The 8,491-nt window shown below is 64.3% G+C and carries 13 protein-coding genes and 1 tRNA gene; 7 read left to right on the plus strand and 7 right to left on the minus strand.

Features of this window, described 5'->3' with window-relative positions; genetic code table 11:
* Window positions 1-211: 211 nt before the first annotated feature.
* The 5 genes from MKL01_RS30190 to MKL01_RS36300 all read right to left on the minus strand — a co-directional run bounded on the left by MKL01_RS30190 (window position 212) and on the right by MKL01_RS36300 (window position 2,515).
* Window positions 212-760 (minus strand): type II toxin-antitoxin system VapC family toxin, encoded by a 549-nt coding sequence (locus tag MKL01_RS30190; RefSeq protein WP_243908871.1) that lies wholly within the window; start codon window positions 758-760, stop codon window positions 212-214.
* The gene (locus MKL01_RS30195) at window positions 761-1,576 is read right to left on the minus strand and encodes a hypothetical protein (RefSeq protein ID WP_243908872.1); all 816 of its coding nucleotides are present in this window, start codon (window positions 1,574-1,576) and stop codon (window positions 761-763) included.
* 214 nt (window positions 1,577-1,790) lie between these two features.
* Complete coding sequence (locus tag MKL01_RS30200; protein WP_243908873.1) at window positions 1,791-2,069, minus strand: hypothetical protein; 279 nt, start codon at window positions 2,067-2,069, stop codon at window positions 1,791-1,793.
* A 15-nt stretch (window positions 2,070-2,084) separates the two neighbouring features.
* Complete coding sequence (locus tag MKL01_RS30205; RefSeq protein WP_243908874.1) at window positions 2,085-2,321, minus strand: hypothetical protein; 237 nt, start codon at window positions 2,319-2,321, stop codon at window positions 2,085-2,087.
* A complete protein-coding gene (locus MKL01_RS36300) occupies window positions 2,318-2,515 on the minus strand; it encodes a ribbon-helix-helix protein, CopG family (protein ID WP_409566383.1) in 198 nt (65 codons plus the stop codon). Before MKL01_RS36300 ends, MKL01_RS30205 begins: the two co-directional genes overlap by 4 nt.
* A 183-nt stretch (window positions 2,516-2,698) precedes the next feature.
* Between MKL01_RS36300 and MKL01_RS30210 the strand changes: the two genes are divergently transcribed.
* Genes MKL01_RS30210 through MKL01_RS30230 form a run of 5 tightly spaced genes read left to right on the plus strand, consistent with a single transcriptional unit; the run spans window position 2,699 to window position 4,227 of the window.
* A complete protein-coding gene (locus MKL01_RS30210) occupies window positions 2,699-3,031 on the plus strand; it encodes a hypothetical protein (RefSeq protein WP_243908875.1) in 333 nt (110 codons plus the stop codon).
* Entirely contained in the window at window positions 3,028-3,270 is a 243-nt protein-coding gene (locus MKL01_RS30215) for a hypothetical protein (RefSeq protein WP_243908876.1), read from the plus strand. The genes MKL01_RS30210 and MKL01_RS30215 overlap by 4 nt, the downstream gene beginning before the upstream one ends.
* Complete coding sequence (locus MKL01_RS30220; protein WP_243908877.1) at window positions 3,267-3,566, plus strand: hypothetical protein; 300 nt, start codon at window positions 3,267-3,269, stop codon at window positions 3,564-3,566. Before MKL01_RS30215 ends, MKL01_RS30220 begins: the two co-directional genes overlap by 4 nt.
* Complete coding sequence (locus MKL01_RS30225; RefSeq protein ID WP_243908878.1) at window positions 3,563-4,036, plus strand: hypothetical protein; 474 nt, start codon at window positions 3,563-3,565, stop codon at window positions 4,034-4,036. The genes MKL01_RS30220 and MKL01_RS30225 overlap by 4 nt, the downstream gene beginning before the upstream one ends.
* The gene (locus MKL01_RS30230) at window positions 4,027-4,227 is read left to right on the plus strand and encodes a hypothetical protein (RefSeq protein ID WP_243908879.1); all 201 of its coding nucleotides are present in this window, start codon (window positions 4,027-4,029) and stop codon (window positions 4,225-4,227) included. Before MKL01_RS30225 ends, MKL01_RS30230 begins: the two co-directional genes overlap by 10 nt.
* Window positions 4,228-4,518: 291 nt before the next feature.
* Here MKL01_RS30230 and MKL01_RS30235 read toward each other — a convergent pair whose 3' ends face one another.
* Both MKL01_RS30235 and MKL01_RS30240 read right to left on the minus strand, forming a co-directional pair.
* Window positions 4,519-4,683 (minus strand): hypothetical protein, encoded by a 165-nt coding sequence (locus tag MKL01_RS30235; protein ID WP_243908882.1) that lies wholly within the window; start codon window positions 4,681-4,683, stop codon window positions 4,519-4,521.
* Between the two features lie 145 nt (window positions 4,684-4,828).
* Window positions 4,829-4,905, minus strand: a tRNA-His gene (locus MKL01_RS30240).
* Between the two features lie 196 nt (window positions 4,906-5,101).
* On the opposite strand from MKL01_RS30240, the gene MKL01_RS30245 reads away from it, so the two are divergent.
* Both MKL01_RS30245 and MKL01_RS30250 read left to right on the plus strand, forming a co-directional pair.
* On the plus strand, window positions 5,102-7,033 hold the full coding sequence (locus MKL01_RS30245) for a chloride channel protein (protein WP_243908880.1): 1,932 nt from the start codon (window positions 5,102-5,104) through the stop codon (window positions 7,031-7,033).
* A 106-nt stretch (window positions 7,034-7,139) separates the two neighbouring features.
* Entirely contained in the window at window positions 7,140-8,231 is a 1,092-nt protein-coding gene (locus tag MKL01_RS30250; protein ID WP_243908881.1) for a tartrate dehydrogenase, read from the plus strand.
* Window positions 8,232-8,491 lie beyond the last annotated feature (260 nt).

The following is an 8,491-nucleotide window of genomic DNA, read 5'->3' on the forward strand; positions in this document are numbered from 1 at the left end:
CGCCCACGTAGAAAAAACAGCCACAGCAGGATGACGATGGGGATCGGCACTCCGATGAGCCACAGCAGGCTGCCTGTCAGCATGTCGCCCTCTCTCCAACCTGCCGAGCAACTCGGCGATCGAGAGTCCGTTCCACGCCGGTCCTACGCGATGGCGGCCAACAGCGGGCAGGCGTGAGGGAAATAGCCTAATTTTCTCGGCGCCTAGAAAATTATTGAAATACACCGAGATATCCCTGCGCAGTCTCGGGAGATACAATAACGAGTTCGTATTTGTTGCAAATTTTTGAAATGCCGCTATATTTATATAAGTCTACCAAAGGAACTTTTGCCTTTTTGCTGTCATTATCTCGTGTGTGAAATTCGACTGCTTTGTAGATATAGGCAGTGGCAAGATGGACCGCATCATTAGCATCCATCATCTTGTATTGACCCTCATTTTCTTCGGCAGATTTGTAATAAAAATCTCTTATTTCCCTCGCTAAGGTGGCAACGTTTCGGCCGAGTTCGACGTCAATGATCCTCGTCCCATCGAACATAGCAAGATATTTGGCCTCTTTCTCCGCATCGGTAGCGGAAACTTTTTTTGGCAGTACCTCTATGTGAGTAACAACAGACGTAATAATGAGATTTTCCTTCTTTTTATTTCTTGCTAAAATCTCATCAACAGCTGCACGATGCTCAGCTTTGACGTTCTGATCGCTCAGAACCTCATAAAACATACAGGCGTCCCAATAGTATATTTTAGGCTGATCGGGCATCTAAATGTCCTGATCGCCAAAAGTGAAATAGCTACTATCCTTAAAGAGACCCCTTAAATCAGATAGATGCTCGCACTCATGGTCCGTCGCAAGCTCTATTTCTCGCATCTCTACACTGAAAGGGAAGGGAGAAGACTGTTTATACCTAAGCTTACCGTGAACACGAACATTCTTAAATAAATATTTGCCCATTTTATCTCTATCGCTTTCGGCAAAAGAGCATGCGATTTGCTCGGCTCCAACCGCAGGAGTGATGACAAAAGAATATGCCCCCTCTAAATCCCCAATTTGTCTCAGCGTTCCTGTGACAGACCCAAAAGAGTCGCCCTCATACCAAGCGACGTCCGCCTGTTTAGATCTTTTTTCTGCAGCGCAACGCAGAGAATTGTCCCGAAAAGACTCGTCTAGAGGAATGTCGATCCCGTCAATAGATAACCAAAATCTAGAATAGTCTTCTTCTTTCCTATGTTCGGCCAAGGTAGCAAGATTTTCGGCTGTTGTTGCGTCTACGCGCTCATCCAACGCCCCGCCCGTTGCTACTTTCTCAAGCTGTTCAAATGTCCAATTAAAGGCGGGCAGCGGATCATAGTTTGCTGCTTTGGGAACGGGCTTAAGGACAAGACGCGTTGGACTAGCCTTACTGGCGGCTACAATTTCATAATCCGTTTGCCGTTGGCCCGCCCCAGAAAAAGTCCGCTCCAGTTGTGCTAGGGCGATCAGGAGCCGTTGCAGTTTGGCAGATAGCGCATGGGCGAGCACGTTCCCGCGATGACCGGGATGGCCGTCAACATGGATCGTGAATGCCCGTGTGCTCATGGCCTATTAGGACGCGTTAGCTAATTGCCGGTAGGTTAGCCGCTTACCCGCTATCCCGCAAAAATGCTCCACCTACCTGCTCCGCAGCGCTAAGGGCCGGCCATAAACGGCTGTCCGACCGGACATCGACCTCAGGGAAATAGGACGTTGTTCGGCGGTGTCCTGCCCTCTTCGCCTTCAGCGCCTCTTCCACGTGGCGGGGGATGGAGTCAGCCTATCGCGAGGTCACGGGAACTTGGGGATCAGCAGGCTCTGCCAGGACGTGGTCGATCATGGCGCGCAACACGAGGGGCAGGCCGGTCGATCCCGCCCCATTGCGGTTACGCTCCTGCACGCCCGCCTCAATAGTCGCGTTACTCGCGTCTTTCAGAGCCAGGAGAACGGCGCGCACGATCGTTTCCGACCCTCCCGGCGTGATCTCGGCATCGCCGTGGAACACCGTCTCGAATGCCTCTTCTGCGGCTTGGCAGAGGCGCTGAAGGTCGGTGGTCATAGCAGGTCGCCTCCGTCAGGATCGCTTCGCCTTCAAGGCTTCCTCTACGAGGCGGCGGATCGCTTCGGATCTGGAGTGGCTTCCCTCTGCTCCGAGACCCTTCAACGGCACTCCGGTTCTGAACCGGTCGTATTTGCTGCCGATGGCATCAAGCTCCGATCCGGTCGCTATACTGACGAACGGGCGAAGCTCGTCGTCGACTAAGCAAATTATTCGCTGACGGAAGATCGCGTCGGGCTCTGGATCGCTCATTTCAGGTAGCCCTTCGCCTTCAGGTGCTCGGTAAGGGCTTCGCGTGCGATCTCTGAGCGAGGCCGGCCCTCGGCTTCGGCGAGGCTGTCGATCGCATCAATTACTGCGCGAGGGAGCCTCACAGCGAAATGCGGGTCGACGCCCGTCGCCGGTCGACCACGCCTTTTCGGTGCAACGGGAATTGACATCCACATAATTCTCGTTGTACAGAAAATGCGGGCTGAGGGGAAGCGCGAACTTCCGTCTCAGCCCTGACCACGAACTGAAGGTGTGATCCAGTCATGGCTATCCATCATTCTACACCGCCCCTCGGCGGCGGTGAACGCCCGCGCTTGCCTTCAGCACAGGTAGGACCGGTCACACAAGCCATCCGCGCGATGCGGGCGGCTGAGCCGGACATATCGGCAACGGTTGCCGATTTGCCGGTCAAATCCGCAACGGTTGCGAATTTCACCCACGGCATCCGCGCCCTGTCTCGCACCGAGGTCGAGACCCTGGTCGAGGGCCTGATCGACCTGCTCGACGCCTGGGACGGCGACACGGATCTGGAAGACAGCGCCGACTCTGAGCCGAGCCTGTGCGGTCTCGTGGCCAACTGGCCGAGCCTCGGCGGCGATGACCGCGAGTTCGACTTGGCCGAGGGCCGTGATCCGATCCCGGCTTGGTCCGGTCGTGGCGTCCATGAGGTGTTCGTCGGGAGGCGTGCATGAGCGCTCCCGCGAACCGCCATGACAACCTCGCCAACGTCATCTTCGACATGGAGACGATCGTCCGCGACTGCGTGAAGTGGGGCGAGGCCGTGCGCGACCTCGGCCTTTGCGAGAACGACGTGAAGGCCAGCGGCCTCTGGGTCATCGGCAACGCCATCATGAAGAACGCCCGGCAGGTCGAGGCCGAGTGGGAGCGCTGCTTCGACCTGTCCCGGTCGCTGCAGGGAGGTGGACGATGACCGCCGCCGCCCGCCTCGACCTCACGCCGCCGTTCCTGGAGATGAGCGACGCCATCAGAGATGTCGCTAACCTATCGGCAATCGCTGTGACGGTGATGGAGAACGCCATCCGGGAGATCCCGGATGCCTTCAAGGCTGCGAGCATCACGCCGTCGAAGGGCTACATCGTGGTGGTGCTGACGGAGGAGCAGTACGAGACGGTTCACTTCATCAACACGCACATCAAGGGCGTCGCTGACTCTGCGCGTAGCAGCCTTGAAGCGGTGGAGGAGTTGATCATGGAGCGCGCACGATGACGGTCTCCACCCGCCGCGCCGCGCTCGGCGCCATCCTCGCAGCCCCGCTGGCGTCCGTACCAGCGGTGGCTCTGACTGCGACCGTTCGCAGTGATCTGCCGGACGACGAAGCCCGGTTCCTGGCTCTCGCGCCGCGCATGATTGCGCTACTAAATGAGTACGATCGGCTTTGGCTGCTGAAAGATGAGCCCTATGCCGCGTGGGAGAAAGCCCGGCTCAAGGTCCATGGCCGGAAGTGGAAGCATCAAAGCGAAAATCTTCCCGAATGGCACGCCTACATCGCGGCGCGCCGACCGGCTGACGCGATCGATAGCGTCCTTGAGGAGCTATACGAACCCTTCGCCCATGTCCGGTTCGTCAGCTTCGAAGCCATCATGCTTCGGCACCGCTACGGCATGACGTTCTCCTGGGCTGAAGATGACGCCCTGGACGACATGACGGCGTTGTGGAGGGCGCGAGCATGCGCCTGATCAGCCCCTTCATCATCGCGGTGGCGTGGTGGCAGACGCGACGGGTCCGCCGTGCCACCCACGACATGCGCCGGGCGAACTACTACGCCATGCGCAGCCTGCGGACGCTGATCGCTGTCGGGCGGGGTCCGATCCCGCGGACAGTCAGCGGCGTGCCGGCGATGCCGCCGATGCCGGTGCTGTACCGGTAAGGGGGGTAACGAAACGCTACCCCCTTTGCGATCCCCAGATCCGGGGAGCGCAAATGCGAAACGGTTTCGCTTTTGGAAAACGGAAACGGTTTCCGTTTTGCCGAGCCGGATCTCAGCATCCACGCCCGCCCAACTACCTTGGGGGGTCCAAAGGGCGGACGTGGATCGCCAGCACCGCCCCCTCAGGCGCGCCGACACCATCCCGGTAACCCGGTGGCCGATGTCTGTAGCTGTGGCTAATGCGCCGGAACGCCGCTCCTCACGAACGCCACTCGCGCATCTGGAGCGGGCCTACCCCTTCGCAACACACACCGTGATTGCGGAGGCACCAGCGAACGGGCGGCTGGAAGCGGCGATCGCCTTCGCTGCCGTTTCGCACGCTTCCTTGGTGTTGAATTCGACTGATCCGACCGAGGAGCCGGATCCGGCCAGTATGATGATGAGCACGTAGATCAACGCATCCTCCTCGGTTCGAGGATGACACCTACGTCAAAGGATGCTGCTCGCGCACTCGGTGCGAGCAGAAGAAAACCAGGGGTCGCTGTTACCCTCAGCGTTACCCCTGGTCCACCTTCGAGCTGTCTGAAATCAGCTAAGTCCTTGGTACCACCGCCCCGGCTCGAACGGGGGACCCCCAGATCCACAATCTGGTGCTCTAACCAACTGAGCTACGGCGGCACTGGCGGGCGGTGTATCGTGGGCCGCCGCGGTTTTCAAGGCGATCTGTGCGATGCCGGGCCTCTCCGGTGGACGCGGTCGCGGATCGGTCCCTAAGTGCAGGGGCGCGACCATGGCGCCAAGGGTCGGACAGGTCGGACAGGTCGGACAGGTCGGACGGGTCGGCCGGGGGAAACCGGGGACGAAGGGACCGAGGGTGAGCGCGCGACAACCAGCGACGGCCGCGGGCGGCGGGCCGCCCGCCGCCGACAGGCCGGCGGACGCGCCGGGCCGGAGGGCGGCCGGGCTCAGCCGGCGCCGCCGCCGGCGCTGGAGCGGGGCCGGCCTCGTGCAGGCCCCCGGACGGCTCCGCAGCCTCGTGCGCCGGAGCGAGGGCGGCCTCGTGGCGCTGGCGACCCTGGTGGGCTGCGTCGCCGGAATCGCCGTCTCCGCCATGACCTGGATCACCCAGAGCCTGCGCGAGGTCCTCTATCAGCTGCCCGCCGGCGCCCGGCTCAGCGCGGTCGACGCGGTGTCGCCGGCGCTCCTGCTCGTGGGCCCGTGCCTCGGCGGCGGCGTGCTCGGCCTGCTGATCATCGCCGCCGCCTACCTGCGCGGGCCGCGCAAGCGCCCGGCCATCGACCCGATCGAGGCGAACGCCCTGCACGGGGGCCGGATGTCCCTGCGCGACAGCGTCTACCTCGCGCTCCAGAACGTCATCTCGAACGGCTGCGGCGCCTCGGTGGGGCTGGAAGCCGGCTACACGCAGATCGCCTCGGGCCTCGCCTCGCGCCTGGGGATCGCCTTCGAGGTCCGCCGGAGCGACCTGCGGACGCTCGTCGGCTGCGGCGCCGCCGGCGCCATCGCGGCCGGCTTCGGCGCGCCGCTCGCCGGCGCCTTCTACGCCTTCGAGCTGATCATCGGGACCTACTCCATCGCGACGCTGACGCCGGTGGTGGTGGCGGCTCTGTGCGGCAACCTGATCTCCCGGGCGCTGATCCAGGCCGAGCCGCTGGTCGACCTCGGCGACGTGCAGGCGGTCACGACCTCGCACGTCACGAGCCTGGAGATCCTCCCGAGCCTCGCCCTCGGGCTGGTCTGCGCGGCCCTGGGGATCCTGATCATGCGCGGGGTCACCCTGGTCGAGCGCCTGGTCCTGGCCTCCGGGGTGCCGCGGGTGGCCGCGCCGGCTTTCGGGGGCCTGTGCGTCGGCGCGCTGGCGCTGCTGGCGACCCCGCAGGTGCTCTCGGGCGGCCACGGCGCGCTGCACATGCACTTCGCCGCCGAGGGGCAGGGGCACGGCATCGCCGCCCTGGCCGGGCTGTTCGCCGCCAAGGCGGTGGCCTCGGCGATCTCGATCGGCTCCGGCTTCCGGGGCGGCCTGTTCTTCGCCTCCCTGTTCCTCGGCGCCATCGCGGGGAAGCTGTTTGCGGCGCTGGCCCCCGTCCTGGTGCCGCCGCTGGCGGATTTCGGCCTCACGCCGCTCGCCTACGCGGTGATCGGCATGAGCGCGCTGGCCGTGGCGATCATCGGCGGCCCACTGACCATGACGTTCCTGGCGCTGGAGGTCACCGGCAGCCTGCCGATCACCGGCGTCGTGCTGGCGGCGGTGATCGCGTCCTCGCTCACCGTGCGCAAGACCTTCGGCTACTCCTTCGCCACGTGGCGCTTCCACCTGCGCGGCGAGAGCATCCGCAGCCCCCACGATGTCGGCTGGATCCGCTCGCTCACCGTCGGCCGGCTGATGCGCCGGAACCCCGGCACCGTATCGGTCGACACGCCGATGCCCACCTTCCTGCGCGCCCACCCGCTCGGCTCGCCCTCCCGGGTGATCGCCGTGGACGGGCGCGGGCGCTACGCCGGCATCGTGAACGTCCCAGAGGCGCACGCGGCCGCCCGGGATTCCGCCGCCGACGCGCAGCCCGTGCTCGCCGACCTTCTGATGCACGCCGACGATTTCCTCACGCCGGGCATGAACGTCAAGGACGCCGCCGCCGCCTTCGACCGCACCGAGAGCGAGGCGCTCGCCGTGGTCGACGGCACCGAGACCCGCAAGGTGCTGGGCCTGCTCACCGAGAGCCACACGCTCAAGCGCTACAGCGAGGAACTCGACCGGCAGCGCCGGGCCGTGGCGGGTGAAACCGACTGATTGTCAGGCCGGGGTGTTGACCCGGTCCCCGGGTGCAGCACCCTGGGCCCGCGGCCGGGCCTTCGCCAAGGCCCGGTCCCCTAGGACCCGACACGTGGGAGGAATCATGGCCGGTCAGACCAGCAGCCAGCAGCGCCGCTACCGCATCGCGGTGATCCCCGGGGACGGCATCGGCAAGGAGGTGGTGCCCGAGGGCGTGCGCGTGCTGGAGCGGGCGGCCAAGCGCCACGGCTTCGCGCTCCAGCTCGACTGGTTCGATTTCGCGAGCTGCGACTATTACGAGAAGCACGGCCGGATGATGCCGGAGGACTGGAAGCCGCAGATCGAGACCCACGACGCGATCTATTTCGGCGCCGTCGGCATGCCCGAGCAGGTGCCCGACCACATCTCGCTCTGGGGCTCGCTGATCCTGTTCCGGCGCGAGTTCGATCAGTACGCCAACCTCCGCCCGGTGCGGCTGATGCCCGGGGTGAAGTGCCCGCTCGCCGACCGCAAGCCCGGCGACATCGACTTCTGGGTGGTCCGGGAGAACACCGAGGGCGAGTACTCGAACGCGGGCGGCCGGATGTTCGCCGGCACCGACCGGGAATTCGCCCTTCAGGAGACGATCATGACCCGCCACGGGGTCGACCGGATCCTCAAGTTCGCCTTCGATCTGGCCCAGACACGGCCCAAGAAGCACCTGACCTCGGCCACGAAGTCCAACGGCATCTCGATCACCATGCCGTACTGGGACGAGCGCGTGAAGGCGATGGCCGAGTCCTACCCGGAGGTGCGGTGGGACCAGTACCACATCGACATCCTGACCGCGCATTTCGTGCTCAACCCGGACCGGTTCGACGTGGTCGTCGCCTCCAACCTGTTCGGCGACATCCTGTCGGACCTGGGGCCCGCCTGCACGGGCACGATCGGCATCGCGCCGTCGGGCAACATCAACCCGGAGCGGGTGCATCCGTCGGTGTTCGAGCCGGTCCACGGCTCGGCCCCCGACATCGCCGGCCAGGGCATCGCCAACCCGATCGGCCAGATCTGGTCCGGCGCGATGATGCTGGAGCATCTCGGGGAGCACGCGGCGGCGGCCGAGATCGTCAGCGGGATCGAGCGGGTGCTGTCCGAGCGGACGCTGCGCACCCGCGACCTCGGCGGCAATGCCGACACGCAGGCCTGCGGCAAGGCCGTGGAGCAGGCGCTGGGGTAGGGGACCACGGGAGGGAAGTGGACCCGACTTGCCTCCCCCCTCTGCGGGGGAGGAGGCCCCCGGCGTAGGCAGGGGTCGGGCGGGGACGAAGTCCGGCGAGGGGGGACCCCGGATGCAGGAAGGGGCGGCGAAGATGTGAAGGCCGGTGTGAGGTTCGCCACCGTCGCCCCCCTTTCCGGCCCCCCTGCGGGGCCCCACCCTCCCCCCCAGGGGGGGGGGGGGAGGTGGTGGTTTTAGTTTCCTTCCTGGTGTGGGTGTTG

The organism is Methylobacterium sp. J-070 (genome assembly GCF_022829385.1).
In the GTDB taxonomy this organism is placed as follows: Bacteria; Pseudomonadota; Alphaproteobacteria; order Rhizobiales; family Beijerinckiaceae; genus Methylobacterium.